This is a genomic window from Catenulispora rubra (assembly GCF_015356825.1).
Classification (GTDB): domain Bacteria; phylum Actinomycetota; class Actinomycetes; order Streptomycetales; family Catenulisporaceae; genus Catenulispora; species Catenulispora rubra.
The window spans coordinates 21,222-48,079 of record NZ_JAACYW010000001.1 but is presented as its reverse complement, the minus strand read 5'-3'; the positions used below and the strand labels follow the sequence as shown (position 1 = coordinate 48,079).

Here is a 26,858-nt window from a genome sequence, read left to right as displayed (position 1 = left end):
GAGCATGAGAGACATACGAATCGGGTTCTGTGCGGTTCTCGACGACATCAAGCTCGGCCATTACGACCTGACAGCGCACCTGGTGCCCCAGGAGTACGTCGATGCCCTCGAATCTGCTGGAGCGCAGCCGATCATGTTCGCCTCCGGTGATCGGATCCAAGACGATCCTGACAGCGTGCTGGGGTTGGTGGACGGCCTCCTGCTGCTCGGAGGCTCCGATATCAGCCCTGAGTGCTATGGGCGGGACAGGTTGCCGGAGACCGGCCGCAGTTCTGCTCGGCGCGATGTGTCGGAGTTGGCTCTTACGCGCAGGGCACTCGAGATCGGACTCCCGGTCCTCGGCATCTGCCGGGGGATGCAGATGCTCAACGTCGCCGCCGGAGGCACCCTGGTACAGCATCTGCCCAACGCCGATCATCACTCGGGGCCCGCGGGGCAGCCTTTCGTCCGGCACGGAGTCCGCCTGGAGCCGGGAACATGGGCGGCCCGTTTCGCCGGGGCCGAGCGTCTCGAAGTCATGTCCGAGCACCATCAATGCCTCGGTGAGCTGGGCGCGGGTTTCGTCGCCACCGGTCACAGCGTGGAGGACGGAATCGTCGAATCCATCGAGCACGACCGGCATCCCATGGCGCTCGGAGTGCTGTGGCACCCAGAGCGTGATGTCCGGTCACAGGTGATCGGCGGGTTCGTGAAGTATGTCGGCGAACGCGTCGCCGCCGAGCTGTAGCGGTTGTGAGGCACGGCGCTCGGCTGTCTTGACAACATCTAAAAGCGATTTATAGTGTTTTTAAAGTGGCCCAGCTCGGCCCCGCAGCCGGTTTCACCGGCCGGGGCAAGAGCCGGCCGACGCGAGAAGTGACGCGTCAGTTCCCGGGCGATCGTGGCATCGCAGTCCGAAGGCGCCCGTTTCGAGGCGCGGACCCAATGGCAGGGATGGGGCACATGGCGGACATGCAATCCTCTGCTCCTTCACCGAAGGGGCGGCAGCCCGGCGGGGTCGCCGGACTTGACCAAGGTCATCTCAGTAAGTCGCGGCTCGTCTTGTTCGCGCTCACTGCGATGACGCCCGGAACGGGTATGGCTCTCGTGCCGATTCTCGTCTTCGGCTACGTCGGTGAGACGAGCTGGGCGTCCCTGCTCGTGGCGATGCTGGCGGCGGTCTGTATCGGCGCCGCAGTGCGGGTTTTCGCCCGCCGGTACATCGTTTCGGGATCGCTGTATTCCTATGTGGGCGAGGTGCTCGGGACCTGGGGGCGCCGGGTCGTCGGTGCTTCGCTCCTGCTGGGATTCATCGCGATGCTGGCGGCGGTCGTGGCCCAATGCGGATTGTTCGCGGGCAGCTTCCTCACGTCGATCGGCGTACACCACGCGAACGGGGTGTTGGGACAGGCGTTGATCTACATCGTGGTGTTGACGATCTCGGCCTACATCGTGATCATCGGACTCAGTGCGTCGCTGCGGACATCGCTGATCCTGAGCGGCATCGCTGTTCCCCCGATTCTGGTGATCACGATCGCCAGCGCGGCCCATACCGGATTGCGTCTGTCCTCCCAATTCGACTTCAGCGGGATGACCTGGAACGGTGTTTTCCAGGGCGTGGTGGGCGCACTGGCGTTCCTCATCGGCTTCGAAAGCTGCGCGGCGCTGGCGGTCGAGACCAAAGATCCCAAGCGCTCGGTTCCACTGGCGCTCATGGGAGTTCCGGTGATCCTCGCGATCATGTGGATCATCCCGACGGTCGCCCAGGTTCCCGGACTCGCCGACGCGTCGCGGCAGATCGCTTCCGGCCAGTCCGCTCCGGCTGCTCTGGCAGTGCAGGCGGGCCTTGGCGAGTCATTCGCGAAGGCGACAGATCTCATCTTCGCCTTCGAGGCGTTCGTCGCCATCATAGGTTTCCTCAGCTATGGCTCGCGGGTCTTCGCGACGTTGGCGACCGAGGGGTTGCTGCCGCGCAGGATCGCAGATGTCAGTGCCCGTCTTCACACGCCCGTCAAGTCGATTGTCACTCTGTCCGCGCTCGGTCTTCTGACGATGGTGTGCACCATGGCCGACGTCGGAGACATCACCAATGGATTCACAGTCGTCGCGACGTTGCTCACCTATGCGTGGACGCCCTCGTACCTGCTGGCCGCCATCGGGGCGATAGTCCTCCTGGTTCGCGATCTGCGAGGGCCGGGACGTTCTGCCCGATCCTGGATCGGCTCGTTCGCCGCGTGCGTCGTCGTGGTGGTGACGGTCGTGGGGATTTACGTGAATGGCGTCATCAATCCGCCGCCGGCGCCTTATGACGCCGCGATCTGGATCGCGGCCGTGGCATTGGGCGCCGTGATCCTGGTCTACACCGTCGGACCGGTGGTGAGAAGCCGGTGCGGTGGCGGATTCTTGGCCAGGCACAACCCCGCGGAAAATGATCCGGACTCGCGCGCGATAGCCGTGCCGGAGTAGGTCTCGTCGGCACACTGATCACTCACCGATTGTCAGGGCTGTTCGTTTATCTCCGAGTAGAAGAAGGTGCCAAGGTGAATCGGACTGAGGAAGCTGAGCTTAGGGGCGACTTTCAAGCTGCGGCACATCGACACCTGTGGATGCACAACTCGGATCTCGGGGACTTCGCCGGCCGCGAGATTCCGACCATCGTGCGGGGTCAGGGTGTGCACGTGTGGGACGACAAGGGGAAGAGGTATCTCGACGGAGTGGCGGGCTTGTATGCCGTCAACGTGGGTCATGGCCGACGCGAGATCGCTGAGGCCGTGCATCGGCAGATGAACGAGCTGGCGTACTACCCCATCTGGAGTTTTGCCACGAAGCCCGCCGTCGAGCTGGCTGAGAAGGTGGCGGAGCTGGCTCCGGGAGATCTCAACCGCGTCTTCTTCACCTCTGGCGGCTCGGAGGCCGTCGAGTCGGCTTGGAAGTTGGTGTGCCAGTACCACGCCCTGCGGGGGCAGGCGGGTAAAACCAAGGTCATCGCGCGTGCCGGTGCCTATCACGGTTCGACGATCGGTGCCTTGTCGATCACTGGGGTGGAGATCTTCAGACAGCCGTTCCGGCCCCTCCTGGGCAACACCGCGCACGCGCCGGCCGTGAACAACTACCGGGCAGAAGTGTCTCCGCATCAGCATGCGCTGGACTGTGCGGAGGCGGTCGGCAGCCTGATCGAGAAGGAGGGAGCTGACACCGTCGCCGCGGTCATCCTGGAACCGGTTCAGAGCGCGGGTGGTTGCCTGCCGGCGGATCCGGTCTACTTCGCGCGTCTGCGCGAGATCTGCGATGCCAACGACGTCCTGCTGATCGCCGACGAGACCGTCTGCGCGTGGGGCCGTCTCGGTGGCTTCTTCGGTTCTCCCAAGGTGGGGTACGAGCCGGACATCATCACGACGGCCAAGGCCATGACTTCGGGCTACGTGCCCATGGGCGCGGTCATCGCGTCGGACCGGGTTGCCGAGCCCTTCCTCCAAGCAGGCGCGATCTTCGAGCACGGCTTGACCTTCGGCGGGCATCCGGTCGCGGCCGCGGCGGCTCTGGCCAACATCGCCATCATCGAGAACGACGGCCTCTGCGAGCACGCCGACGCCATGGGTAAGAGGTTGCGTGCCTCGCTCGAGACGCTCTACAGGTTTCCCATGGTCGGTGACGTACGCGGCGCCGGGATGTTCTACGCGATCGAGCTGGTGGGCGACCGGGCGACCAAGGCTGCGGTTCCGCGTGAGCTCCTGGCCGGCTGGGCGTCGCGCATCCCGCAGTACATCTACGATCACGGACTCATCTGCCGGGCGTTCTATCGCGGATCGCCGATCCTCCAGTTCTCGCCGCCGCTCGTCATGACGGAGCAGGACGTCGACGAGATGGTCGGCATCGTCGCCGACGCCCTGGAGCTGATGAGCGCCGACCTGACATGACTGCGCTTCGGGGATGGGCAAGGCAGACCAGCGAAGGGAACGGAAGCGGAGATGTGGCAGGGTGATTTCGGTCGGCTGTTCATCGGCGGCGAGTGGGTGGCACCAGCCTCTTCTGATGTCCTCACGGTTGTCTCGCCAGTGACGGAACTACCGATCGCGAGCGTTCCGTCGGCGTCGGCCACGGACGTCGATCGAGCTGTGACCGCGGCGCGTGACGCGTTCGACCGGGGTCCGTGGCCGAGGATGCCGTTGGAGGAGCGGATCGAGGTCCTGCGACGATTGAGCGGTCTGCTCGCCGAGCGGGAAACGGACATGGCTGAGCTGTGCACCGCCGAGATGGGTGCTCCGATCGCTCAGTCCCGGCTTGTCCAAAGTCAGCGATCCAGGGCCATCCTCGACGCCGCGATAGACCAAGCAAGGTCGTACCCGTTCGATACGTACCGCGACGCCCCCTCAGGATTCGCGAGGGTGATGCGTGAGCCGGTGGGTGTGGTCGCGGCGATCGTCCCTTGGAACGCTCCTCACCTGACCGCGATGATGAAGCTGCCATACGGCCTCCTGGCAGGATGCACGTTCGTGCTGAAGCCTTCCCCGGAAACGCCGTTGGACGCGTACTTGCTCGCCGAGCTGGCCGATCAGGCCGGCCTGCCGTCCGGAGTGCTGAACGTCGTTCCGGCAGGCAGGGAAGCGAGCGAATACCTCGTGCGGCATCAGGGGGTCGACAAGGTCTCCTTCACCGGTTCGGTCGCCGCCGGCCGGCGGGTGGGTGCGATCTGCGGCGAACTGATCCGGCGCGTCACCTTGGAGCTGGGCGGCAAATCCGCCGCGATCGTGCTCGACGACGCGGATATCGAAACGGTCGTGCAGTCGCTGCGGATGAGCTCGTTCCTGAACACCGGTCAGGTGTGCAGCAGCAAGAGCCGCATCGTGGTCTCTCGGCGCAAGGCCGACGAGCTCACGCAGGGCCTGGTGGGAATGCTCGACTCGCTGCCCGTGGGCGATCCGATGAACCTCGCGACTCACTTCGGTCCCTTGGCGACCGAAGTACACCGGCGCCGTGTCGAAGAGTACGTCCAGATCGGACGGGACGAAGGCGCCGAGGTCGTGACCGGTGGCGGGAGGCCACAGGGTCTTGACCGCGGATGGTTCGTCGAGCCCACAGTCTTCACCAAGGTCGACCCGTCCATGCGGATCGCCCGGGAGGAGATCTTCGGGCCCGTCGTGTCCATCATCGAGTACGACGACGAGGACGACGCCATCGCTATCGCGAACGACTCGGAGTACGGCCTCAACGGGCAGATCTACACCGGTGACCCCTTCCACGGGATCGAGCTGGCGCGTCGCGTGCGGACCGGGACGGTGGAGATCAATGCCAGTCCGGCGGGCTTGGACGCGCCTCAGGGCGGGTTCAAGGCCAGCGGGATCGGCCGGGAACTCGGCCCCGAAGGTTTTGATGCCTTCATCGAGATTCAGGCCATCGGGTTGCCGCGCGACTTCGTCGTGCAGTAGGCGGCCGACGGCGGAACTGTTGCCCATCGGCGCAGGTGCTGGACTCGCAGCCGGCGTTCGGTCGTGACCGAACGCCGGCTGCTGGCTGCGACGTCAGCTCGCGGACCTCGGGCAGTGTGGACTCAGCGAGTGAAGACGATCTTTCCGGCGGTCTCGCCGTCTCTCATTGCGCGGAACCCTTCGAGAGCCCGATCCATCGGCAGCGTCAGGCCGACCTCGGGGGTGATGCCGGCATTCGCGACGAAGGACAGCAGATCGGCGAGTTCCTGCCGGGTGCCCATCGTCGATCCTTCGACCCGGACCTGTAGGAAGAACAACCGCTGCAGGTCGGCCGACGGGGCGGGCCCGCTCGTCGCGCCGCAGCAGATCACCGCGCCGCCGGGGCGCACGGAACGCATCGAATGCGCCCAGGTCGCCTGGCCGACCGACTCGAACACCGCATCAGCCCGTCCCGGCAGGCGGGCGCCCGGTTCGAACGTCGCGTGCGCGCCGAGCCGCTTGGCGAGCTCGCGCTTCGCCGGCGTCCGGCCGGTCACCCAAACGGTCATTCCCGCCGCGGCGCCGAGCTGAACGAGGGCGGTGGAGACCCCGCCCGAGGCCCCTTGCACCAGCATCGTCTGACCCGGCTGCAGGCCGGACTTGGTGAACAGCATCCGGTAGGCGGTCAGCCAGGCGGTGCCGAACACCGACGCCACGACCGTCGACATCCCCGGCGGAACCGGCAGCACGTTGCGCTCCGGCACGACGAGGACGTCGGCGAACGCTCCTTGGTGCTTCTCGGTCAGCAGGGTGCGACGGGGGTCGAGCGTCTCGTCGCCGGACCAGCCAGGATCGCCGATCAACGGATAGACCACGACGTCCGTACCGTCGGTCAGCCTGCCGGTCGCGTCTCCGCCGAGGATCATCGGATACTGCTCGGGCTTGAGCCCGACACCCCGCAGGGTCCACAGATCGTGCATGTTCAGGCTCGCCGCCGTAGTGTGCACGGCGACCCAGCCTTGCGGGACCTCTGGCTCCGGCCGTTCACCGATCACAAGGCCGGCCAGAGGATCGTCGGGATTCGGTTCGGCGGCATACACGGCAAACATGGGTTCTCCATTCAATTCGGGAGGACTGAAGAGGCCCCGTCGTCGAACGGCGACGACGGGGGCGGCGATCAGTTGTTCTCGAGGTCTTTGAACTGGTCATCGCGCCACTTCAGCGCGGCCTTCAGCCCGTCACGTTCGCTGATCTCGGTGAACTTCCGGAACTCCTCTGTCGCGGTCCCGTCCACCATTGCCGCCAAGACGTTGTGATGCCTCATGGAACTCAGCAAGCCCATTGTCTCGTACATATCGTTGATGCCCTTTTTGTGCATCTGCGCGCACAGCGGGGAGACGGTTGCGACGACCTGGGCCTTCCGCAGTGCCGCCGCGCGCAGGTCGCCGTCCGGCACCACCTCGTTGACCATCCCGATCTCGAGCGCTCGCTGCGCGGTGATGGTGGCGCCGGTGAGCAGCAACTCTTTGGCGATCTTCAGAGGGACCAACCACGGCAGGATGAGCGACGGCGATGCGGAGGAGAACCGTACCTCTGGCTCGCCGAACACGCAGGATTCCGTGGTGATCGTGAGGTCGCACAGCATGGCGATCTCGGCTGCTCCACCCAGGCAGTAGCCATGTGTCGCGGCGATCAGCGGTTTGCGGAACCGCCAGATCTTCTCGGCGAAGTCGTGCACGTATCTCGCGTACTCGAACATCTTCGTCGGCCCGAGTCTCGTGGCATCGTCGTCCAAGGTGCGAAGATCGTAGCCGGAAGAGAACGCTCTGCCAGCTCCCATCAGTACGACCACTCGGATATCGTCGTCCGCCGCGCAGCGATCCAGGTGCTCGGACAGCTCGGCGACCATGGTCGCATCGATCGCGTTGAGAACCTCCGGCCGATTCATCGTGACGATCTCGACGGTATCGACACGTTCGACGCTGAGAGTCTGTTCCATCTGTTGCTCCGATCTTGTTGTTCGCCGGCCCTCAGGTGATGGCCGGTACATCCGGCTTCGTCGATGTCTGTTGGCGGCTCGGGACCATCACCACACCGATGCCCGCCGCTCCGGCAACTGTCAGGAGGGCGAGCACCGCGCCGGCGAGGATGTAGTCACCTGTCGCCTGGTAGAGGCTTCCGGTGACGATCGGTATGACGAGGCCGACGATTCCCGAGGCGAAGTAGGTCATCGCCAGCAGTGTCCGGAACTGCGGCTTGCCGAAGATGTCGGTGAGCAGGATGGGTACCAGGACGCTCGCGGCCCCGACGCAGGCCCCGATCAACATCGCGCCGATCAAGTAGCCGGGCCACCAAGGGGTGACGAAGACCAGCAGCAGCGAGAGCAGCTGCATGGCGAAAAGCACCAGCGCGAGAGCTGGACCCGATATCAAATTCAGTGCCAGCGGCGTGAGGAGCCGGACGAACACGCTCACGAGCACCCCGACCGTGAACGCGGTCACGCCCGGCCCGATGCGGCGATCCGACGCCGTGACCACCAATTGAAGCTCGACGAGGCTCGAGACGCCGAACAGGATCGAGGTCCCGGTCGTGAACGCCCAGAAGTGGCCGCTGGTGAGGTGCGATCTGCGAGCGAGCCGGTCGAGCGGTTCGACCGCCTCGGCTGATGCCGGCGCCGCGTTCTTGACCGACGGAAGCCCCATCGCCAGGGCGGATACCCCGACGAGCGCGATGAGTCCCATCCCTATGAGAGCCGAGGTGTAGCCGAACGCGTGTACCGCGCCCGACAGAGTCGGGCCCGTGATGACACCGCCGATCGCGGCACCGGTGGCGGCCACACCGATGACGCTGGCGGAATCCGATCCCGTCGTCGCGACGATGATGACGAACACGGCGATGTAGCCCCCTGCGGCGGCTCCCAACCCCAGGCCGATGAAGCCGAGGTAGACGGTGATCACGTTGCCGGCCACGGCAAGAAGGCTGACGCTCGCCGCGATGAGCACCCCGCCGGTCATCACCACGGTCCGCGCGCCGATCTTCGCGATCGACCACCCGACGATCGGGCTCACACAACACACCACTGCGAAACAGACTCCGACGGCTCCGCCGACCTCCGGGGTGGTGTACCTGGTTCGGGCGACGATGGAATCCAGGAGCACGGCGGTGGAGTAGTACGCGATTCCGATGGCGAACAGCAGGATCAGGGTGCCGAGTACTGTGATCCGCCAATGAGCGGTAACCGCGGAGATTGAGATCCTGGACTTACTCTCGCTTGCTTCGGACATGCCGGCCCTCTCCTCGATGGGGAGTATGTGCAGCAGCGGGAAATCTACGTCGTTCGCTTCAAACGGTCAGACATCTGTGCGCCGTGCTCCGTGGGGAGGAGATGTTTCTGAATCACTCCTGTTCCAGGGCTCCGTACCACGGCAGTCGCGCTGATCGGCTCCACATATCGCGGGACCGCGAAGCGGGCGAGATTCTGTTCGCAGTACGCGAATAGACCTTCGGGGTCGAAGGCCGCACCGTCTTCGAGTACGACGAAGACCTTGATCTCGTCCTCTCCGCCGAGTTCGTCGATGACCCCGATGGCCGCGGCGTCCACCAGACCCGGCGCCTGGCGCACGATCTGCTCCAGTTCCCACGCGGAGACGTTCTCTCCTCGGTAGCGCAGCGAGTCCTTGAGCCGGCCGACGAAGTACAGATAGCCGTCATCGTCGATGAATCCGCGATCACCGGTGTGCCACCAGAGTCCCCGCATGTTGGCCAACGTCGCTTCGGGGCGACCCCAGTAGCCCATCGTCACCACGTCGGGATAGTTGGGGCGATAGACGATCTCGCCGTGTTCACCGGTCGGTACCTCGCGGTCTTCCGGCGTGTGGATTGCGATGTCGAACGCGCTGCACGCGATTCCGAGGCCCCCGAGTCGGCTCGCGTCCAGGGGCATCACGACCGGCAGGTTCGCCTCCGTCTGGCCGTAGCCCTCGACGATCGTGATTCCTAGCCCCTTGTAGTACTCGATCAAGTCCTCCGGCAGGGGTGCGGCCAGCCCCCACTTCGCCTTCAGCGGCAACGATGGGTCGGGCGGCGGATTCTTCCGTATCGCGGCGAGCATGGAACCAGTGGCGAGAAAGCCTGTCGCCCCGACTGCCGACATCTGCTGCCAGAACCGCGACGCGCTGAACTTGTCCGGTACGGCCAGTACGGCGCCGGTTTGCAGGCAGCCGGCCAAGACCATGTGCGAGTCGACGTGGTACAGCGACATGAGGTGGTAGATCACATCGTCGGGCCCGAAATGGTAGACGCCGGCCAGAACCGCTCCGAGGTTGGAGAAATAGCCCTGCGACAACATCACGCCCTTCGACGGGCCGCTCGTCCCGGACGTGTACATGATCGCTGCCAGGTCCCCGGGCCTGCTGGGAACCATGTCGAAGTCGGCCAGCCCCTCAGCGGGGAAGTCGTCGTCGAAGTCGATGACCGGAGCCCAATGCCCGCCGAGCTCGTCGAGAGCTGCGGCCCCCTCGGGTTTGGCGACGATCAGGGCGGGATCCAGGTCGTCCATCACATGGCGCAGGACCGGACCTCGCAGGTCGGTGTTGACCTGGCCCTCGACCGCTCCGAGCAGGTAGATGCCGCAGAACCACGCGAACATCCGAAGATCGCCCCTACCGAGGATGGCAACCCGGTCGCCGCGATCGACACCATGTGCACGAAGCGTGGCCGCACAGGCCCTCGCTCGGCGCGCCAGCTCGCCCACGGACCAGGTCTGTCCGTCGCTGAACCGGATGGCGGGCGCCTCAGGCCGCGCGGACTCCGCGTGGAGAAGGTCGTTGAGCAGGCCGTCCCGGGGGAGTTCGACGCCCGGGTAGAGCTCAGCGCGCAACATTTGCAGCTCCCTCGACAGGTTGGGAATTGCGGGGAAGTGTAGGCTGCTCCGCGAAAGTCAATCAATTCGGAATTCTCGAATCGCCACTTCGAGTCTGTGAAATAGGATTACCTTCCGGTCGCGCGTAGCATTCGACGTGTGGATCATTCGACAGAATCACCAATTCCCGGTGGACCGCTGACGGGTGTCCGGATCGTCGAACTGGGGGGCGTCGGGCCGACCCCCTTCGGCTGCATGCTGCTGGCTGACCTGGGCGCCGACGTGGTACGCGTCGAACGGCCCGCCGGCTATGACGGCGGAGCGCCGATCGACCCCCGGTACGACCTGATGAACCGGAGCCGTCGTGGCGCGATGATGGATTTGAAGTCCCCGGCCGCCGTGGAAGCGGTACTCCGCCTGGTCGAGCGGGCCGACGCGCTCGTGGAGGGATTCCGACCGGGGGTCGCCGAGAAGCTCGGGCTCGGGCCGGACGAGTGCCTGGCCGTCAACCCGTCGCTGGTGTACGCCCGGATGACCGGCTGGGGCCAGGACGGGCCGTTGGCGCGCGCGGCGGGCCACGACGTCAACTACGTTTCTCTGACCGGCGTCGTGCACTCGATCGGCGAGGCGGGCGGCCCGCCGGTGATCCCGCTGAACCTGGCCGGCGATTTCGGCGGCGGTGCGCTTTACCTCGCACTCGGCGTGGTGTCCGCGCTGCTGGAGCGCCGGACGTCGGGGAAGGGCCAGGTCGTGGATGTGGCCATGGTCGACGGGTCGGCGTCGCTCATGACGGCGTTGTACGGCTTGCGGGCCGCCGGGTACTGGACCGACGAACGGGGGACCAACCGGCTCGACTCCGGCGCGCCCTGGTACCAGGTGTACCAGACGAAGGACGGCGGCTGGGTCAGCATCGCCGCCAACGAGGCGCGATTCTGGCGAGCGACGCTGGAGTTGCTCGGTCTCACCGAGAACGACGTTTCGGACCAGCATGACCGGAGGGGATGGCCCGAAACGAAAGAGCGCTTCGCCGAGGTCTTCCGCACGCGGACCCGTGACGAATGGTGTGATCTCGCCGAGGGGCGGGATGTATGCCTGGCCCCGGTGCTGTCCATGGCGGAGGCACCAGCGCACCCACACCTGCGAGCCCGCGGCACGTTCGTCGAGGTCGACGGCATCGTGCAGCCCGCGCCCGCACCGCGGTTCAGCCGCACCCCGGGCGCGATCCGGCGGTCGCCCGCGCCGCCCGGCGCCCACACGGACGAGGTGTTGGGCGACTGGGCGTTCTCGCCGGGCGAGGTGGCCGCCCTGCGGGCCGCCGGTGCACTCGGCTGAAACCGATTCGAGCCCGGCGAACCGGCGGTTCGAGAACCGTCAAAGAGCGTGCCGGCCCGGGCTGATTAGCCTTGAAGATACCGTGATAGGAGCAAAAGTGATGTCAGCGAACTTTCTGAACGAGTCGCAGGCGGCGTGGTTGGAAACCGTGAATGACTTCATGGACCACGAGATCACCGTCGAGTATGTGCGGAACTGCGACCTGGAACGGAAGTACCCCTACGAGGCCTACGACAAGATCGCCAGACAGGGGTGGCTCGGCATCCTCATCCCCGAGTCGGAGGGCGGCTCCGGCGGGGACATCTTCGACTACTCGCTGATGGCCGAGGGCCTGGGCAAATTCGGCTTCGACTTCGCCTGCTCCGTGCTGGTGCCGACCTTCACCGCGATGAACATCATCAAGTACGGCACCGATGAGCAGAAGGCCCGCTATGTCAAGCCGTTCATCGACGGGCGGATCCGGTTCTCGGTCTCGATCTCCGAGCCCGACGCCGGTTCGGACGCGGCGAACTCCAAGACGCACGCTCGCCGGGACGAGAACGGCGACTGGGTCGTGAGCGGCGCGAAGCTGTGGTGCAGCGGCGCGGCTGCGAAGGACACCGTCATTGCGATGCTGGTGCGCACGGACACCGCCGACAAGCATGGCGGCCTGTCCGTTCTGCTGATCCCGAACGACACCCCCGGCCTGGACATCCGCAAGCTGCCAACGTTGTCCCGGCACGCGACGGGCACCACCGAGATCTTCCTCGATGAGGTCCGGGTGCCGGCGGACGCACTGCTGGGCGAGGTCGGCCAGGGCTGGAAGATCATCACCGAGCATCTGGAGTTGGAGCGCTGCGCGGTGGCCGCGGCGTATGTCGGCAACGCGCAGGAAGCCGTCGACAACGCGAACCGCTACGCGCACCAGCGGGTCCAGTTCGGCCAGCCGATCCGGGAGTTTCAGGTCCTCAAGCACATGCTGGCTGAGAACCAGACCCGCGTCGACGCGGCCCGGCTGCTCTGCTACCGCGCGGCACAGATGAAGGCCGAGAACAGGCCGGCCGCCCGCGAGACGTCGATGGCCAAGCTCTACGGCTCAGAGACGCTGAAGGCCTGTGCGCTCGACGGTATGCAGATCCTGGGCGGCTACGCGAACCTGCCCGAGGGGGACATGGAGCGCTACCTCCGCGAGAGCATCCAGTCGACGATCGGCGGCGGTACTTCTCAGATCCAGCGCACGATCATCGCGAAGTCGATGAGCCTGCCCGCCTGAGAACCGCTGAGCCGAGAGGAGAGATCGATGGAGATCAACAACCGCATCGACATGACCTACGACGAGCTGGAGGTCGGGCAGACCTTCCGTTCCGGCGGGCGGACGGTGACCGAGGCCGACGTGGTCAACTACTGTGCACTGACCGGCAATTGGATCGAGATCCACTCGAACAAGCACTACGCGGAGCAGACCCGCTTCGGCAAGCGGTTGGTGCAGGGTTCGCTGACGTACTCGATCATGACCGGTCTGATCCAGTTCGGCCCGTCGATCCAGGCGAACTACGGGATCGACAACCTGCGCTACCTCAAGCCGGTGGCGATCGACGACACTCTCTACGTCGTGGCCGAGGTCGTCGCGAAGAAGGAGAAAGACGACAAGTACGGCGTCACCACGTTCATGATGAAGGCGCTCAACCAGGACGGGTACGTGGTGCAGCGCAGCGAGTGGAGCCTGCTCATGCTGCGCCGCCGGGAGGACCTCGAGGCGCTGCTCGCCGCGTCTTTGCCCACCGAGAAACAGCCGGAGCGGAAGTGACCCCGGGCGAGCCGGTCGCCGCGATCATCGGAATGGGCGACGCCTACGCGTCGAAGGCCGACCGGAAGGATCCCCTGCAACTCGCCACCGAGGCGACGATGGCTGCTCTGACCGACGCCGGGATCGGCAAGCACCAGGTGGATGCGGTGTTCACCGGGCGCTCGCCATGGGCGGACAAGCGTTCCCAGTGGAGCAACATCTTCATCTCGCATCTTCAGATGCCGGTGACGCTCGCCAGTGAGATCACCTTGCACGGCGCGGGACTGACCTCGACGATCGCCGTGGCCGCGCAGATGATCGCCGCCGGCGCGGCGGAGTACGTCCTGTGCGTGCAGAGCGATGCGACCGAGCTGTTCGTGGATGCGGTGGCGATGGGTTCGGAGGCTGACGCGGACCCGCAGTTCGAGGTGCCCTACGGCCCGACCATCCCGTCGCTCTACGCCCAGGCCGCCTGCCGGTACTTCCACGAGTACGGACTGACCGAGGACGACTTGGCCGACGTCGTCGTCGCCAACCAGCGCTGGGGTGCACACCATCCGTACGCCGTGAAGCGCAAGCATGGGCTGATCGACCGGGAAACGGTGCTGTCCTCGCCGTACGTCGCCACGCCGCTGCGCCGGTGGATGTGCTCCACATGGGGCGGTGGAACCGGTGGCGCGCTCGTCGTCACGTCGCCCGAGCGGGCGCGGGCGGCCCACGACCCGGTGTGGGTGCGGGGCTATGGCTCGGCGACTACCCATGAGTACCTCACCGACCGGGTGAACATGCGGGACGGCCGGTTCGCCGGACTCGGGGAGTTCCCGAACCTGACGCACACCGCGACCGTCGAGGCCGCCCGGCAGGCGTACACGCGATCCGGACTCACCCCGTCCGACGTGGACATGGTCCAGCTGTCGGTGAACTTCGCGCACATGGGCCCGATCATCATGGAAGACCTCGGCTTCGCGAAAAAGGGGCACGGGATCGACATCTACCGCGAGGGCCGCACCGGCATCGACGGTGACCTGCCGGCCGACACCAACGGCGGTTGGCTCTCGTTCGGCCAGCCCGGCATTTCGTGCAATATGGACAGTCTCGTCGAGGCCGTCCGGCAGTTGCGCGGCACGGCGCTGGGCCTGGCTCCCGCGCGCCGGCCGCGCACCGTCCTGGTGCAGGGTGCGGGCGGGATGCTGGCCGCCGCAGGCGTAGTGCTGTTGTCCGGTGAAGAAGCGAGGAAGCCCTGATGAGTTTGGACTGGCCCCAGCCCTACCGACTGCTCGATGCCGAGCCTTACTGGGCTGCTCTCGAGGAGCAGCGGCTTATCGTCCAGCGGTGTGGTGCCTGCCTCGAAGTAGTCTGGCCCGCGCACTCGGTCTGCCCGTACTGTTCCGCGCGTTCGCTGACCTGGGAAGAGTCCAGTGGGCGCGGAACGGTGTGGTCATTCAGCACGGTGATGCGTGGCCCGACGCCGGTGTGGGCCGCGATGGTGCCCTACACCGTCGGATTCGTCGAGCTGGCCGAGGGCTACCGGCTGTTCGGCCAGATCGACGCCGAACCGGGCACCGTCCGGATCGGTACCCCGGTCGAGGTGCGGTTCGTGCGCCGCGGCGAGCAAACCCTCCCCGTGTTCGCGCCGGTATCAGGAGGATGACATGACCGGACCGCTCAACGGCGTGCGGATCCTGGATCTGACCTCGAACTTCATGGGCCCGTACGCGTCGCTGCTGCTCGCGGACATGGGTGCGGACGTCGTCAAGGTCGAATCACCCGACGGGGACACCACCCGCGGCGTCGGCCCGCACCGCAACCCGGGAATGGCTGCGATCTTCCTGCACCTCAACCGGAACAAGCGCAGCCTGGTGCTGGACCTCAAGCATCCCGATGGCCGGAACACGCTTACCCGCATGGTGCGGTCCGCGGACGTTTTACTGCACAGCCTGCGGCCGACGGCGATGGACCGGCTCGGCCTGTCATATCCGGACGTCCGTGACAGCAACCCGAGGTTGGTCTACTGCGGTTGTTTCGGGTTCGGTCAGGGCGGTCCGTACGCTGCGAAGCCCGCGTACGACGACCTGATCCAGGCGGCGGTGGGCATGCCGGTGCTCCAGAGCCGTGGACAGGGCGAACCTGTGTACGTAGCCGCAGCGATCGCGGACCGGGTCGTCGGGATGGCCGCCTCGACGGCGGTCGCGATGGCCCTGTTCCACCGGGAACGCACCGGTCGCGGACAAGAGGTCCAGGTCCCGATGTTCGAGACGTTCGCGCATTTCGTGATGGGCGACCACCTCTATGGGCACACGTTCGTGCCGCCGATCGGGAACTGGGGTTACGCCCGGATGATGAACTCTGATCGCCGTCCCTACCGGACGCTTGACGGCTATCTCGGCGTCAACATCTATACCGACCGGCACTGGCAGCGATTCTTCGCCGCGGTCGGCCGGCCGGACCTCGCAGCGGACCCGCGGTTCGCGGACATCCACGGCCGGACCGAGCACATCGGCGAACTGTACGCGTTCCTCGCCGAGGCGTTCGCCACCCGGTCCACCAGCGAGTGGGTGAAGCTTCTCGAGGAAGCCGACATCCCGGCGATCCGGATGAACACCCCGGAGACCCTGCTGGACGATCCGCACATGACCGGGGTCGGGTTCTTCGCCGAGCAGGACCATCCCTCGGAGGGCCTGCTGCGCACGATCGGCATCCCACAGCGGTGGAGCGAGAGCACACCGGAGGTGCGGTATCCCGCGCCGCGGCTCGGCGAGCACTCGGCGGAAGTGCTGCGGGAGTTCGGCTTCAGCCAGGACGAGATCGGCGAGCTGTTCGGCTCGGGCGCCGCCGGAACCGGAGGACATGATGACGCGTGAACTGCCCCTCGCGGGGATCGTGGTGGTGGAGCTGAGCGACAGCGCGTCGGCTCCGTTCGCAGGCAAGATCCTGGCCGAGCTCGGTGCCGAGGTGTGGAAGGTGGAGCGTCCCACGGGCGACTCTGCGCGCGGCTGGGGGCCCAGCAAGTGGAAGGGGGACGGAGCTGCGTTCCACGCCCTGAACCGTGGCCGCCGATACCTGCGCCTGGATATCAAGGACGGCGGACAGCTCGCGACGCTGCACCGGCTGATCGCCGAGCGGGCGGACGTCTTCCTGCACAATCTGCGACCCGGCAGCGCAGCGCGGTATGGGCTGGACGCGGACAGCCTGCGCGTGACCAAGCCGGAGCTGATCCACTGCGAGATCGGCGCGTTCGGCAAGGCTGGACCGCTGCGCGAACTACCCGGCTACGACCCGCTTATGCAGGCGTTCTCCGGCATCATGGACATCACCGGGGAGGAGGACGGCGGACCGGTGCGGGCCGGAGTCTCCATCGTGGATTTCGGGACCGGGATGTGGGCCGTGATCGGCGTGCTCGCCGCGCTGCACCGCCGACACCTCAAGCACACCGGCGCGACCGTCGACGCCTCCCTGCTGGAGACGGCGATCGCGTGGATGTCAGTCGGCATCGCAGGCCACCAGGCCGACGGGAACCCGGGAAGCCGGCACGGGTCCGGGGTCGCGTTCATCGTGCCGCACCGTGCCTTCTCCACCACGGACGGCGCACTGATCGTCAGCTGCGCCAACGACGCTCTGTTCACGCGGTTGTGCGCCGCGCTCGACCGACCGCAGTGGGCGGATGATCCCCGTTTCGCCACCAACTCCGCGCGGCTGGACAATCGCGCAGAGATCGACCGGCTCATCGGGGACCGTCTGGCGACGGGCACCCGGGCGCAGTGGCGGGCGCGGCTGGAAGACGCCGGGATCCCGTGCGCGCCGGTGCAGACGACCGCGGAGCTCGTGGCCCACGAGCAGACGCGCGAGCTCGGCATCATCGGTACCGCGGACCCCGGTGAGATCGGCGTGGTCGGGCTCCCGCTGTCGTTCGACGGCCTGCGCCCGCCACCCCTGCACAGCGTCCGCGAAATCGGGGCGGACAACGACCTGCTCGGTTCGGTCCTGCCGGCCCGCGCCTGATCCTGGAAGAGAGGAGACGCGTCATGGTTGCTCCCCACTCGGCGGCCCACTGGAGCGCGATCGAGTCCGCATCGCCGACGGAAGCCCGGGCCGTCCAGGACGAACGGTTGCGCGAGCAGCTGGCATACCTGGCTGGACGAAGCGCCTTCTACCGGGCCAAGTTCGCCCAGGCCGGCGTCGATCCGGCCGGGGTGCGGACCGTCGAGGATCTGGCCGGGTTGCCCTTCACCGAGAAGCACGAGTTGCGTGACAGCCTGGCAGCGGCCCCGCCGCTGGGGACGCACATCGCGGCCGAGCGGGCGGAGGTGGTGCAGATCCAGGCGTCCTCCGGGACGACCGGGAGCCCCTCCTACGTGGGTTTGACCCCGAGCGACATCACCACGTGGTGCGAGCTGGGAGCCAGGGCGCTGTACGCGAACGGGTTCCGACCCGGCGACCGGGTGTTGCACGCGTTCGGCATGAGCAAGGGGTTTGTCGGCGGGCTGCCGATTGTGCAGATCCTGCAGTACATGGGGATCGTGGACATCCCCATCGGTGCCGAGGCGGGCGCGGAGCGGCTGTTGCGTGTCCAAGCCGACCAGAGGCCGGATGCCTTGATCGGCACCCCCTACTTCCTGGTCTACCTGGCCGAGCAGGCCCCGGAGATCGTAGGGAAGTGCGCGCGGGAGCTGGGGGTGCGGGCGATCAGCGTCGGCGGCGAACCTGGAGGAGGTCTGCCCGCGGTCCGGGAGAAGCTCGAGTCGCTGTGGGGCGCGACGTCGCGTGAAATGCTGGGCGGCACGGACATCGCCTGTACATACTGGGGGGAGTGCGGGGCCGCCGACGGCATGCACTTCCTGTCTCCAGACCTGATGGTGGCCGAGCTGATCGATCCGGAGACCGGTGATCGGGTCGAGCCGGTGGCAGGCGCGCAGGGTGAGCTCGTCTACACGGCACTGCGGCGGCAGGCTTCGCCGCTAGTGCGGTTCCGCACCCGCGACCACGTCGTCGTCACCGACACCGACTGCCCCTGCGGCCGGACCGGCTACAAGATCCGCTGCGTGGGCCGCACCGACGACATGCTCATCGTGCGCGGGATCAACGTCTTCCCGTCGGCCATCAAGCAGCTGGTCGCTGAGCTGACCCCGGGCGAGATGCGCATCCGCCCCGACTTCGACGGCCATTCCACCCAGAAGCCGCTGCCGATCGTCGTCGAACACCCGGACAGCACGGACGCCGGGCTGCGCGCCATGATCGAGCAGCGGATCCGGTCCGCTCTCAACGTCAAGGCCACTGTCACCCTCGTCCCGGCAGGGACGCTCAAGCGGCCCGACCACGTGAAGGTCGCCCTGGTCGAGCGAGGCGGACCGGCCTGAGTTGTCGGCCGCCGGGGGAGCGGGTTGAATCCAGGCAGACGGAGGTGGTGGTGTGGGCGCGTTCAACCGATTGCACCTGATCAGGCAGGTGGACCTCCTCACGCTGCGGCTGTTCCTGTCCGCGGTCGAGGAGAAGCAGATCGGCCTGGCCGCGATCCGGGAGAACGTGTCCGCGTCGACCGCCACCAAGCGCATCCACGATTTGGAGCACATCGCCGGGATCGAGCTGCTCGAGCGTACCCCGCGGGGCGTGGTGCCGACCCCCGCGGGCGCTGTGCTGGCCCGGCACGTCGGCAAGATCTTCGGCAGCCTGGAGGACATCCGGTCCGAGATCGCGGCCTTCACCGAGGGCGTGCGGGGCGACCTCACGACGGCGTCCGCGCAGTCGATCATCGCGCCGTTCCTTGCCCGCGAACTCGGCGAATTTCGCAAGCAGTACCCGAAGGTGCGGCTGATCGTCCACGAGGTTGAGAACAAGGAGATCGTGCAACAGGTCGCGCGCGGCGAAGCGGATCTCGGTGTCTTCGCCGCCGCGCACGAACTCGATCTGACCGGAGTCGACGTGACGCCCTACCGGCGTGACCGGATCGTGGTGGCACTGCCCCGGGACCACCGGCTGGCCAGCCGGCTCAGCGTGACCTTCGCGGAACTGCTCCCGGAGACCGTGATCGCGGTGGGCCCGATGGTCGACGTGTTCCGTGCTGCCGCGCGCCGGCTGGGCCAGGAGTTCGAACCAGCGCAGAGCGTGCGCACCGGCGGGGTCGCGCTCAGCCTGGTGCGAGCCGGGCTAGGGGTGACCGCACAACCGGAGAGTCTGGTCGGCAAGGAGTTCCTGGACTCGGTCGCGGTCGTCGAACTGGCCGAGCCCTGGGCCGAGCGCAGGATCCACATCGCGACCTCGGCAGGTAGGCGACCGGGCCCAGCTTGCCGGGCGTTCATGGAGCAATTGCTGGACCGCCCCGCTGACGACTCGCATGACCAGGGTTGATTCGCTCCGCCGCCTACGTTCCGCCGACAGGGTCGGCCGTGAGACGGCCGCTGCGGCTTCTTCGAGGTCAGACTTGGCCGATGGCGACACCAGGCTGGGCATTCGTTCTGGGACGCTGGTCGGCCGCCGGCCGGTCTGCCGGCGTCACGGCCCGCGAAACTGCTGCCGTCATCGAGGGCTGAGGTGCTGATCTACATCCTGGACGGCAATGACGATCCAGCACCGCCTGCAGCGGGTCACAACTGATGCGGTGGCCTACTGTTCAGGACAGTTGTGGCGGCGACAGCAGGTCGGCGTTGTGCTGGCCGACAGCCGGCGCCGCGAGAGGTGCGGCGCGGCCGCCGTCGACGAGTATCGGTGACTTGGGAGCCAGGTGGGTGCCGACACCGGGCTGGTCGACCGGAGCGAACAGGTCCAGGCCCTGCAGGGCCCCGCCGCCGTCACGGCCCAGTTCCTCGAAGGTCCGGTAGCGCTGCCACAGGATCCGGTGGCGGTCGAGCGACTCGGCGGCGTCGGTGAATCGTGTACGCCCGAACCATCGGCTCAGGAGCGTCGAGATCACGTCACGGTATTCGAAGCGGGTGGACTCCTGGGAGAAGTCGATGTCCAGCGACTCGCTCAGAGCGGCGAAGGCAGCGCTGAGTCCGGTCGCGTTCAGGAGTTTGGTCCAGTGGCGCTGCGTCAGCACGACCACCATGACGCGGATGCCGTCCGCTGTCAGGAAGTCGCGGCCGTACGTGCCGTAGACGTCATTGCTCGATTTCGCGCGCTCATGGCCCGTCACCTGTGCTTCAGCCAGGTAGCCGAGGTTACCCGCCGTGGCGAGGGCGACTTCTTCGAGGGCGACTCGGATCGAACTCCCGCGGCCGGTCTCCAGCCGGTGCCGTTCGGCGGCGAGCAGCCCGACAGCCAGGTACAGGCCGGCGGCGATGTCCCACGCAGGGAGCACGTGGTTGACCGGTGCCGGCGTTTCGGCCGGGCCGGTGATCAGCGGGAACCCGGTGCCCGCCTGGACCGTGTAGTCCACCGCGGCGCCGCCGTCTGCGCGGCCTTCCAACAGGACGTGGATCATGTCCGGGCGGCAGGCAGACAGCGCCGGGTAGCCGAGGTCGGGGTGGCGGTCGGTGTTGCTGACGACGACGCACGGGCCACCGTGGACGATCAGGTCGGCGACCCGCTTGCGGTCCCCTTCGGACTCCAGGTCGACGGCTATCGCACGCTTCCCCTTGTTCAGCCCTGACCAGTACAGACTCGTGCCGGAGTCGGCCAGCGGCCACCGGGTCCGGTCCGCCGCACCTCCGAGCGGCTCGACGCGTACGACGTCGGCGCCCAACTGCGCGAGGGTGAGGCCGCACAACGGTGTCGCGACGTAGCTCGAGATCTCGACCACACGCAGTCCGCTGAGCAGAGCGTCAGGCATCGTGGTCTCCCGGCCGCCGGGTGAAGTCGGGCTTGCGCCGTTCGCGGTGGGAGGCCAGGCCTTCGCGAACCTCGGGCCCGCCGAAGCCGTAGAACTCGAGCGCGAGTGAGGAGTCGAAGATGGCTCCTGCGACCTGCCGGTACCACGCGTTGAGGCTCTGTTTGGTCCAACGGATGGCGTCCGGGGCGCCCAAGGCCAGCTCGCGGGCGACTTCACGCGCGGTCGGCAGCAGTTCGGCCTCCTCCTCGACGCAGAGCGAGACCAGTCCGATCCGCTCGGCTTCCTCACCGGTCAGCGGGCGGCAGGTCATCAGGTAGTACTTCGCCTTCGCCATCCCGCACAGCAGCGGCCAGCACACCGCCGCGTGGTCGCCGGCGGCGACGCCCAGGCGGGTGTGCCCGTCGATGATCTTGGCGGTCTTCGTGACCACCGAGACGTCGGCCAGCAGGCCGGCTACAAGCCCGGCGCCGACCGCCGGGCCGTGGATGGCCGAGACGATCGGCTTCGTGCAGTCGATGACGTTGTAGACCAGGTCCCGGGCCTCGCGCATCGTGCGAGTCCGCGTCTCGTAGTCGGTGGAGAGCTTTTCGACCAGATCGAACGAACCGCCTGCGGAAAAACCCTTGCCCTCGCCGCGCAGCAGCACGGTGTTGACGCCCGGATCGCGGTCGAACGCGCGCCAGATGTCGGCGAGGTCGCCGTGCGCGGCTTCGCTCACCGCGTTGAGGTTCGGCGCTTCAAGGACCAGCTCGACGACGCCGACGTCGTCAGGTCCGTCCACCCGCAGGTTTTCGAAGCGGGAGTAGCGGTTCATGCGTTTCCCTTTCGGAGGAACAAGCCCTCGCGGTCGTACTTCCGGAGCTGCTTGACGTCAGCGTCCGAGATGGACGGGAGTTCTGCCAGGTCGTCGGCGACTGCCAGGTCCCAGCCGCAGCGGGACCGGACATGTTCGACACTTTCACCAGGCGCGATGTGAGTCAGGACCAGATCGTCGTCGCGGCTGGTCAGGATCCCGAGGTCGGTCGCCACGGCCCGCACGTGAGCGCCGGGGCTCGTGATGTAGCCGCATCGTTCGACGAACCGGCGCGGGCTCATCGTGCCGACGACGAGGGTTTCGTCGGCGTTCGTGACGACGTCGTTCGCACCGCCCGAGCCGACGAGGTACCGGCCGTCGGCGAGCCGGGTGGTGTTGATGTTGCCGTGCCGGTCGATCTCCGCCGCACCCACGCACGCGATCGACCGGGTGGACGGGCCGTTCACGACAGTTCCCAGCACCTGCTCGGTGTCGAGCAGCATCGACGACGTCGGGAAGTTGGCAAAGCTGAAGATGAACGGGTCGCCCTCGGCGGGGGTGTAGTCCCACAACCCGAGTTCCGCCGCGAGCGCGACCTGGTGGCCATCGGCCTTCGCCTTCTCGACGCCCACCCAGGCGGCCAGGTTCGCCAGCCCGGCGCCGGCCAGTACGGTGGCTGCGCCGGTCTGCGCGATCCGGGCCCGGACCAGCTCGCTCAGCCACGCCGCCGCGCGTTCGGCCGGGGTCACGGGACCGGTGTGCTCGCCCCGGCCGGTCGGGGGAGTCGGCCTGCCGACCGCGCTCGCCAGGCCCGACAGCCGCTCTTGCCCGAGTTTCGCCAGGTAGGCTTCGTGATCCGCAGGGTCGAGGATCCACTCGCGGATCCAGTCGTCGAACGCGGGTGACCGGCTCGCCTCGCGTGCGCAGACCCAGAACGCGACGTCCTCGGCGTAGCCCTCCACCGGCAGCCGGGTGCCCGAGGGTCCGGCGAAGACGCCGCCGGGGTGTGCGCCGAACGGCGCCTCGACGACGGCGAGCACCCGGTGTGCCGGGATGCGGACCAGCGACGACCAGGGCCGGAGGTCCTCGACCACCTTCTCCACTGTGGCGAGCACGCCCCGGCGGGCGGCGAACGCGCCGATCGAACCCTCGAACATCGGCGGTGCGATGGCGAGGTTGCCCTGCCGGTCGGCGATCGCGGCGTGCACGAGGGCGATGTCCGGCGCCAGTGGCGAGACCAGGCCGACCCGGCCGAACCGGGTGTCAACCTCCTCATAGCCTTCGTTCGCCGCCATCGAGGAGTCCCGCACTGAGCCGGTCACGACCGCGGGGACCCCGGTGGCGGCCGCCCGCAAACGCTGGATGTAACTCAGGAACGACCAGTTCTCGACCGTCACCGAGCCGTCGGCGTAAGCCTGCTGGAAGACCGGGTTGGGCGTGAACACCGGGAATGAGTCTCCGGAGTAGACGGTGATGACCTTCTCGATGCTTCCGGACCGGAACAGAACCGCGCCGAGGGAGGACAGGCTCGCCATGATCAGAGTGAACCGCGAAGGCTTGTTCCAGTGCTGCCGGGCCAGCTCGCGGACCAGCGCGCTCCAGCGGCTGTGTCCCATCATGACGTGGACGGCGTCGCCGGGCCGGACGTACCTGGCGACGGCTTCGTCCAGCCGGCAGAAGTCGGGGCTCATGATGCACCCTTCAGAGGATGGCGACGAGGTTTTCGGCGACACAGGCCGGCTTGGCCGCACCGTCGAGTTTGATGACGTACCGGGTGGTCACGATGATCCCGCCCGCGCCGGGGCGCAGCTCGGTGAACGTCGCGGTGGCGCGCAGCCGCGAGCCGACCGGTACCGGGGCGGGGAAGCGGACCTGGCCGAGGCCGTAGTTGATCCGCGCCGTCCCGAAGTCCAGCCGATACAACTCCCGCGCGAATTGCGGGATCAGCGACAGTGTCAGGAAGCCGTGGGCGATGGTGGTGCCGAACGACCCGGTGGCTGCTTTCCCGGGGTCGGTGTGGATCCATTGGTGGTCGCCTGTGGCGTCGGCGAAAGCGTCGATCCGCGACTGCTCGATGGCGAGCCAATCGGTCGGGCCGAGCTCTTCGTCGAGCGCGCCTCGCACTTCGTGTGCGGAGCCGAACGCGCGCGTCACGCCGTCACCTTCTCGAACACGGCGGCCAGCCCCTGACCACCGCCGATGCACATAGTCTCCAACGCGTACCGGGCATCGCGGCGGTGCATTTCGCGGGAAAGGGTCGCCAGGATGCGGGTGCCAGTGGCGCCGACGGGGTGCCCCAGGGAGATGCCGGAGCCGTGCACGTTGAGGCGGTCGAAGTCCGCCGCGCCGAACCCCCATTCGCGGGTGCAGGCGAGCACTTGCGCGGCGAACGCTTCGTTCACCTCCAGGAGGTCCATGTCCGCCAATGTGAGTCCGGCCTTGGCGAGCGCGGCTGCGGTGGCGGGCACCGGCCCGATACCCATGATCTTCGGGGGCACCGCGGCGACGCCGTAGGACACGAGCCGCAGCAGCGGTCGCAGGCCCAACTCCGCTGCGCGGTCAGGGTGGGTGACGACGCACACGGCCGCTGCGTCGTTCTGCCCGCTGGCGTTGCCCGCGGTCACCGTCGCCTCAGGATCCTGTTTACCTCGCACTGGCTGGAGCGCGGCGAGTGAGTGCGGCGTCGTGTCGGCGCGAGGGTGTTCGTCCGTGTCAACGACCGTCCGGCCCTTCTTCGTCTCGACCACGACCGGGATGATCTCGTCTTTGAACACCCCGGACGCCTGCGCGGCGACTGCCCGCTGGTGGGAGGCGGCCGCCAGTTGGTCCTGCTCCTCACGCGTGATTTGGTAGTCGCGGCGGAGGTTCTCCGCCGTCTCCAGCATGCCGCCCTCCACCCGGTGGTGCTTGCCGCCGGGAGTCGCACGCCCGCGGTTGAGCGCGTCGTGCAACATCACACCTGCCCCTCCGGCGCCCCACCGCAAGTCGGTGGCGTAGAAGATCGCGTTGCTCATGCTCTCCGCGCCACCAGCGATGATCACATCGCTGACTTCGGCCTGGACCTGCAGTGCGGCCTGCAGCACGGACTGCAGACCAGACCCGCAGCGCCGGTCGACCTGCATACCGGGCACCGAGACCGGCAGCCCGGCGTCGAGCGCTACCACACGGCCGATCGCTGGTGCTTCGGCGCTGGGGTAGCAGTGGCCGAGGATCACGTCGTCGATCACCGCGGGGTCAAGACCGGTGCGCTGGAGCAGGCCGACGAGTGCCACTGTGGCTAGATCGGCCGCGGGGACGCTCTTGAGAGAGCCGCCGAAGCGGCCGATCGGAGTCCGGACGGGTTCACAGATGACGGCGTCACGCATGGGCAGAGCCTTCCTCGGACAGGTCGATTTCCAGGCTGGTACGCGGCGGCCCGGCCGGTATCCCGCCGGGTCCGAACAGGCCGAGTGTGACCGTGTTCGCTGCCGGCTCCGCCCGGAGCTGCGCGGGTTCCCCGCAGAACAGCGGGGCGTTGTTCCGGTGCCTCAACCGGCGCACTCGGACGCCGGGCCGGTCCAGGCGGAGCACTTCCGCCAAGGCTAGGGACATCAGCGGGCCGTGCACGACCAAGCCGGGGTAGCCTTCGGCGCGCGTGGCATAGGGCCAGTCGTAGTGGATGCGGTGGGGGTTCGCGGCGGCCGCCGAAAACCGCATCAGCAGCGTCGGATCTGTGGTGAAGTCCCACGTCCCGTCCTCTGCGCGGCGCAACGGCGCTCCGACGGGGTTCTGGTCGGCCGGTTTCGGTGGGACGGGCTCCCCGGGCTCCCGATAGATCAGGTCCTGCCGCTCTTCCAGGCATACGGATCCGTCCGCGGCGGACAAACGGGTGCGCACGACGACGATTGCCAGCCGTCCGGACCGTCCGGACTTCTCCGTAACGGAATCCACAGTGGACTCGCGAGTGACCGTGTCGCCGACCCGGATCGCGCGGTGGAACACCACTTCGCCACCGGCGAACATCCGGCGGGGCAGGTCCACCGGCGGTAGAAAGGTGCCGCGTGCCGGGTGCCCGTCGATGCCCAGCTCCGAGGACGCGGGCCAGCGGGGGAGTGCGACCCAGTGCCATAGCGGGGGTAGCTCCTCGCCCGGTAGCGGGGCGGGCAGGCCGTCATCGAAGAGGCTTGCCAGCCCGGTGACCGGTGCCGGGTCGACCAGCTCACGTGTGGTGACCAGGCGCGGAGCCCACGGTTCCATCACATGAACCTTCCGCCGGTGACTTCCAGCACGGAGCCGGTCATGTACGACGACAGATCCGAGGCCAGGAACAGCGCCACCGACGCGACTTCGCCGACTTCGCCGGCACGGCCCATGGGGATCTCGGCCATCTTCTGGTCCCATGCCTTCGTCGGCATGGCCTCGGTCATCGCGGTGCGGATGAGTCCGGGCTGGATCGCGTTGACGCGTACCCCGTGGTGGGCCAACTCCTTTGCGGCGGCTTTGGTGAGCCCGACTATCCCGGCCTTCGCCGCCGAGTAGTTCGTCTGGCCGACCATGCCGACCTTGCCCGACAAGGACGAGAGGTTCACGATCGAGCCGCGTTGGTGTTCGCGCATGATCGTCGCGGCCTTGCGGACGCCGTTCCAGGTTCCCTTGAGGTGGACGTTGATCACTTGGTCGAACTCCTCTTCGGTCATCGTGCGCAGGGTCGCGTCGCGGGTGATGCCGGCGTTGTTGACCAGGATGTCCACCGGTGCGGGGGCGGCTGCCAGCAACGCCTCCACGTCTGAGGCGTCAGTGACGTCGCAGCGGATGCCCATGCCGCCGAGCCTGTCAGCGGCGCGGGCGGCCGCGTCGCCGTCGATATCGCCGATCACCACACGGGCACCTTCGGCGGAGAACAGCTCGGCGATGGCGAAACCGATGCCTTGGGCGGCGCCGGTGACGACCGCGGTCCGGTCGGTCAGCAGGGGCATGGCGGG

Annotated in this window: 24 protein-coding genes and 1 pseudogene; 14 read left to right on the top strand and 11 right to left on the bottom strand. The window is 67.4% G+C overall.

Annotated features, from left to right (window positions below; translation table 11 throughout):
• The first annotated feature begins 4 nt into the window (after nucleotides 1-4).
• The 4 genes from GWK61_RS00220 (at nucleotide 5) to GWK61_RS00205 (ending at nucleotide 5,405) form a co-directional block, all read left to right on the top strand.
• Complete coding sequence (locus tag GWK61_RS00220; protein WP_228561507.1) at nucleotides 5-727, top strand: gamma-glutamyl-gamma-aminobutyrate hydrolase family protein; 723 nt, start codon at nucleotides 5-7, stop codon at nucleotides 725-727.
• A gap of 215 nt (nucleotides 728-942) precedes the next feature.
• Nucleotides 943-2,445, top strand: coding sequence for an APC family permease (locus GWK61_RS00215; protein ID WP_194903622.1), 1,503 nt, complete (start codon nucleotides 943-945; stop codon nucleotides 2,443-2,445).
• A gap of 74 nt (nucleotides 2,446-2,519) precedes the next feature.
• Entirely contained in the window at nucleotides 2,520-3,896 is a 1,377-nt protein-coding gene (locus GWK61_RS00210; protein WP_194903620.1) for an aspartate aminotransferase family protein, read from the top strand.
• Between the two features lie 51 nt (nucleotides 3,897-3,947).
• Entirely contained in the window at nucleotides 3,948-5,405 is a 1,458-nt protein-coding gene (locus GWK61_RS00205; RefSeq protein WP_194903618.1) for an aldehyde dehydrogenase, read from the top strand.
• A gap of 122 nt (nucleotides 5,406-5,527) precedes the next feature.
• On the opposite strand, the gene GWK61_RS00200 is transcribed toward GWK61_RS00205, so the two are convergent.
• From GWK61_RS00200 to GWK61_RS00185, 4 genes are all read right to left on the bottom strand, one after another.
• On the bottom strand, nucleotides 5,528-6,493 hold the full coding sequence (locus GWK61_RS00200; protein ID WP_194903616.1) for a zinc-binding dehydrogenase: 966 nt from the start codon (nucleotides 6,491-6,493) through the stop codon (nucleotides 5,528-5,530).
• A gap of 68 nt (nucleotides 6,494-6,561) precedes the next feature.
• Nucleotides 6,562-7,383, bottom strand: coding sequence for an enoyl-CoA hydratase/isomerase family protein (locus tag GWK61_RS00195; RefSeq protein WP_194903614.1), 822 nt, complete (start codon nucleotides 7,381-7,383; stop codon nucleotides 6,562-6,564).
• A 31-nt stretch (nucleotides 7,384-7,414) separates the two neighbouring features.
• Nucleotides 7,415-8,668, bottom strand: a complete 1,254-nt coding sequence (locus GWK61_RS00190; RefSeq protein WP_194903612.1) for an MFS transporter — start codon at nucleotides 8,666-8,668, stop codon at nucleotides 7,415-7,417.
• Nucleotides 8,669-8,712: 44 nt separating this feature from the next.
• Nucleotides 8,713-10,266, bottom strand: a complete 1,554-nt coding sequence (locus GWK61_RS00185) for an AMP-binding protein (protein ID WP_194903610.1) — start codon at nucleotides 10,264-10,266, stop codon at nucleotides 8,713-8,715.
• Nucleotides 10,267-10,404: 138 nt separating this feature from the next.
• Here GWK61_RS00185 and GWK61_RS00180 point away from each other — a divergent pair, with 138 nt between their 5' ends.
• The 10 genes and pseudogenes from GWK61_RS00180 (at nucleotide 10,405) to GWK61_RS00140 (ending at nucleotide 19,684) form a co-directional block, all read left to right on the top strand.
• Nucleotides 10,405-11,577, top strand: a complete 1,173-nt coding sequence (locus GWK61_RS00180) for a CaiB/BaiF CoA transferase family protein (RefSeq protein ID WP_323747348.1) — start codon at nucleotides 10,405-10,407, stop codon at nucleotides 11,575-11,577.
• Between the two features lie 100 nt (nucleotides 11,578-11,677).
• A complete protein-coding gene (locus GWK61_RS00175; RefSeq protein ID WP_194903608.1) occupies nucleotides 11,678-12,829 on the top strand; it encodes an acyl-CoA dehydrogenase family protein in 1,152 nt (383 codons plus the stop codon).
• A gap of 27 nt (nucleotides 12,830-12,856) precedes the next feature.
• A complete protein-coding gene (locus GWK61_RS00170) occupies nucleotides 12,857-13,363 on the top strand; it encodes a MaoC family dehydratase (protein ID WP_194903606.1) in 507 nt (168 codons plus the stop codon).
• Nucleotides 13,364-13,395: 32 nt separating this feature from the next.
• The gene (locus GWK61_RS00165; RefSeq protein ID WP_194903971.1) at nucleotides 13,396-14,586 is read left to right on the top strand and encodes a thiolase family protein; all 1,191 of its coding nucleotides are present in this window, start codon (nucleotides 13,396-13,398) and stop codon (nucleotides 14,584-14,586) included.
• Nucleotides 14,586-14,732: pseudogene (locus GWK61_RS61440) on the top strand (zinc ribbon domain-containing protein); the annotation flags it as partial. The gene GWK61_RS00165 and the pseudogene GWK61_RS61440, both read left to right, overlap by 1 nt.
• Nucleotides 14,733-14,795: 63 nt before the next feature.
• Nucleotides 14,796-14,993 (top strand): Zn-ribbon domain-containing OB-fold protein, encoded by a 198-nt coding sequence (locus GWK61_RS61435; RefSeq protein ID WP_438939748.1) that lies wholly within the window; start codon nucleotides 14,796-14,798, stop codon nucleotides 14,991-14,993.
• A gap of 1 nt (nucleotide 14,994) precedes the next feature.
• Nucleotides 14,995-16,203, top strand: coding sequence for a CaiB/BaiF CoA transferase family protein (locus GWK61_RS00155; protein WP_194903604.1), 1,209 nt, complete (start codon nucleotides 14,995-14,997; stop codon nucleotides 16,201-16,203).
• A complete protein-coding gene (locus tag GWK61_RS00150; RefSeq protein ID WP_194903603.1) occupies nucleotides 16,193-17,341 on the top strand; it encodes a CaiB/BaiF CoA transferase family protein in 1,149 nt (382 codons plus the stop codon). The genes GWK61_RS00155 and GWK61_RS00150 overlap by 11 nt, the downstream gene beginning before the upstream one ends.
• A 23-nt stretch (nucleotides 17,342-17,364) precedes the next feature.
• Nucleotides 17,365-18,696 (top strand): phenylacetate--CoA ligase family protein, encoded by a 1,332-nt coding sequence (locus GWK61_RS00145; RefSeq protein WP_194903602.1) that lies wholly within the window; start codon nucleotides 17,365-17,367, stop codon nucleotides 18,694-18,696.
• 52 nt (nucleotides 18,697-18,748) lie between these two features.
• Nucleotides 18,749-19,684 carry a LysR family transcriptional regulator gene (locus tag GWK61_RS00140; protein WP_194903601.1) on the top strand — a complete coding sequence of 312 codons (936 nt, stop codon included), beginning with the start codon at nucleotides 18,749-18,751 and terminating at the stop codon, nucleotides 19,682-19,684.
• 262 nt (nucleotides 19,685-19,946) lie between these two features.
• Here GWK61_RS00140 and GWK61_RS00135 read toward each other — a convergent pair whose 3' ends face one another.
• The 7 genes from GWK61_RS00135 to fabG are packed head-to-tail and all read right to left on the bottom strand — an operon-like array spanning nucleotide 19,947 to nucleotide 26,852.
• Nucleotides 19,947-21,104 carry a CoA transferase gene (locus GWK61_RS00135; RefSeq protein WP_194903600.1) on the bottom strand — a complete coding sequence of 386 codons (1,158 nt, stop codon included), beginning with the start codon at nucleotides 21,102-21,104 and terminating at the stop codon, nucleotides 19,947-19,949.
• Entirely contained in the window at nucleotides 21,097-21,918 is an 822-nt protein-coding gene (locus tag GWK61_RS00130; RefSeq protein WP_194903599.1) for an enoyl-CoA hydratase/isomerase family protein, read from the bottom strand. Before GWK61_RS00130 ends, GWK61_RS00135 begins: the two co-directional genes overlap by 8 nt.
• Nucleotides 21,915-23,588 (bottom strand): CoA-transferase, encoded by a 1,674-nt coding sequence (locus GWK61_RS00125; RefSeq protein WP_194903598.1) that lies wholly within the window; start codon nucleotides 23,586-23,588, stop codon nucleotides 21,915-21,917. Before GWK61_RS00125 ends, GWK61_RS00130 begins: the two co-directional genes overlap by 4 nt.
• A gap of 10 nt (nucleotides 23,589-23,598) precedes the next feature.
• Nucleotides 23,599-24,051, bottom strand: a complete 453-nt coding sequence (locus tag GWK61_RS00120; protein ID WP_194903597.1) for a MaoC family dehydratase — start codon at nucleotides 24,049-24,051, stop codon at nucleotides 23,599-23,601.
• Nucleotides 24,048-25,262 carry an acetyl-CoA C-acetyltransferase gene (locus GWK61_RS00115; RefSeq protein WP_194903596.1) on the bottom strand — a complete coding sequence of 405 codons (1,215 nt, stop codon included), beginning with the start codon at nucleotides 25,260-25,262 and terminating at the stop codon, nucleotides 24,048-24,050. The genes GWK61_RS00120 and GWK61_RS00115 overlap by 4 nt, the downstream gene beginning before the upstream one ends.
• Nucleotides 25,255-26,133, bottom strand: a complete 879-nt coding sequence (locus GWK61_RS00110; protein ID WP_194903592.1) for an HTD2 family dehydratase — start codon at nucleotides 26,131-26,133, stop codon at nucleotides 25,255-25,257. Before GWK61_RS00110 ends, GWK61_RS00115 begins: the two co-directional genes overlap by 8 nt.
• Complete coding sequence (fabG, locus tag GWK61_RS00105) at nucleotides 26,133-26,852, bottom strand: 3-oxoacyl-ACP reductase FabG (protein WP_194903591.1); 720 nt, start codon at nucleotides 26,850-26,852, stop codon at nucleotides 26,133-26,135. The genes GWK61_RS00110 and fabG overlap by 1 nt, the downstream gene beginning before the upstream one ends.
• Nucleotides 26,853-26,858: the final 6 nt, after the last annotated feature.